The 1,525-nt window shown below is 62.6% G+C and carries 3 protein-coding genes; all 3 read left to right on the top strand.

From position 1 onward, the window contains the following. On the top strand, positions 1 to 584 hold a 584-nt coding region (locus tag AC1D0N_RS31835), incomplete at its 5' end, for a ParA family protein (RefSeq protein WP_477250580.1). Next, positions 581 to 922 (top strand): hypothetical protein, encoded by a 342-nt coding sequence (locus AC1D0N_RS31830; protein ID WP_056567600.1) that lies wholly within the window; start codon positions 581 to 583, stop codon positions 920 to 922. The genes AC1D0N_RS31835 and AC1D0N_RS31830, both read left to right, overlap by 4 nt. Before the next feature lie 209 nt (positions 923 to 1,131). Next, positions 1,132 to 1,440, top strand: coding sequence for a WGR domain-containing protein (locus AC1D0N_RS31825; RefSeq protein ID WP_477250579.1), 309 nt, complete (start codon positions 1,132 to 1,134; stop codon positions 1,438 to 1,440). Positions 1,441 to 1,525 lie beyond the last annotated feature (85 nt).

The raw sequence follows: 1,525 nt of genomic DNA, 5'->3' as shown, positions 1-1,525 counted from the left end.
GGGTGACGGTGCTCGACACCGATCCGCAACTGTCCGCGGTGGAGTGGAGCAAAAACAGTCGCCGCGCCGGGTACGCGCTTTCAAACATCGACGTCATCCCCATCGGCTCGACCGACGAACTGATCGATCGCCTGGCGCAATCCGACGCCGAGGACCTGCTGCTGGTGGATGTGCAGGGCACGGCCGTGGCCGCACTCGGCCCGGCCGTCGCCAACGCCGACTTCGTGCTGATTCCGACGAAAGCGCACGTCTTCGATGTCAAGCAATGCCTCGGTCTGATCCGGCACATCCGCTCACTTGGAGGGCGCCACCGCGAGATTCCCTACGCGGTGATGCTCAACATGGTTTCGGGGATCGAGCACAACACCATGGCCTTCCGCACAGCGATCCAGCTGCTGCGGCAGGCCGACGCCAGCGTGCTTGAGACCTTTCTGTCGCAACGGCCGACCTTCGCCTCGATCGCAACCGCCGGAACGCTTTACGAAGTGCAGCCTGTGAACAAGGCCGTCGAGGACGCTCGCGACCAGACGAATGCCCTGACTGCCGAGATCATCCGCAAACTGAACGGAGCCACCACGCCATGAACGAGAAAAGCGATCGGACCGCAAACCAGTTGCCGCTGCCCGCCTTGAAACCGCGTGCCCGTTCGGATGATCCGTTCTCGCGCAACATGGCTGCCATAGTGGAATCCAGCATCAGCGAAACGGACAACCTGGAGCAGCAGACGAGAACCCTGTCTGCCAGAGAGGCGAAAGCGAAGATTGAAAGGCCAAAGGCAGACGGCGGGACAGCCCGGCTGCACACGCGCATTCCGGTCTCGCAGATGATCGAGCTGCAGGTCCATTGCGCGCGCAACAGGACAACCATGCAGGAGGTGGTTCAGGGTCTGATAACGGAATTCCTTGCCCGGCAGCCGAAGTAGCCAGACGCGTCCATCAGCGTCGATCGTACGACCGACCGCGCACGATACGGGCCAACGTGGATTGGCTACATCTCTCCGGGAAGGGCCATCAAAGACGCTGTTGAACGACTGACGTTCGGTTCCATCCATCACCAGAGCGAATCGATCCGCGTCTGCTGATTCAAACCATTCATTGGACGCGCGCGTCCGGCTGCGCGATTCTGTCTGCAATGATCGCGCAGCTCTATCGCCTCTGTATCGAACGCCGCGACGCGGATCGGAACATGGCGCGCTTCTATGCGCTGTCGATCGAGGAGACCCTGTTCGGCCAGACCTGCCTGGTCCGGCGTTGGGGCCGGATCGGAACCACCGGCCGCACGGTACAGCACTCCTTTGATAGCGAGGGCGAAGCCGTCGCCCTTTTCCTCGAGCTGCTGCGCGCCAAGCGGATGCGCGGCTATCAGCCGCGATCCGCCCGACGCGCAGAAGCGATCCCGTCTGGTTGTCTAGTTGACAGGGTAGCCGCTGGGGCGACGTGATGAACGGAAGTCGCTCGTGTACCCGGCGCGGGCGCGATGTCGCCAGTCGGAAGTCAGTGATCTCGACGCTGCCGCATGCTCGCAC

It is taken from the genome of Mesorhizobium sp. P2_E10 (genome assembly GCF_056404235.1).
Note: the sequence above shows the minus strand (reverse complement) of the source record. Positions and strands in the feature narration are given on the sequence as shown.

What these genes read in the sequence shown, in the direction of transcription:
- AC1D0N_RS31830 (WP_056567600.1), top strand. Translation starts at nt 581, where the DNA reads ATGAACGAGAAAAGCGATCGGACCGCAAACCAGTTGCCGCTGCCCGCC.
- AC1D0N_RS31825 (WP_477250579.1), top strand. Translation starts at nt 1,132, where the DNA reads ATGATCGCGCAGCTCTATCGCCTCTGTATCGAACGCCGCGACGCGGAT.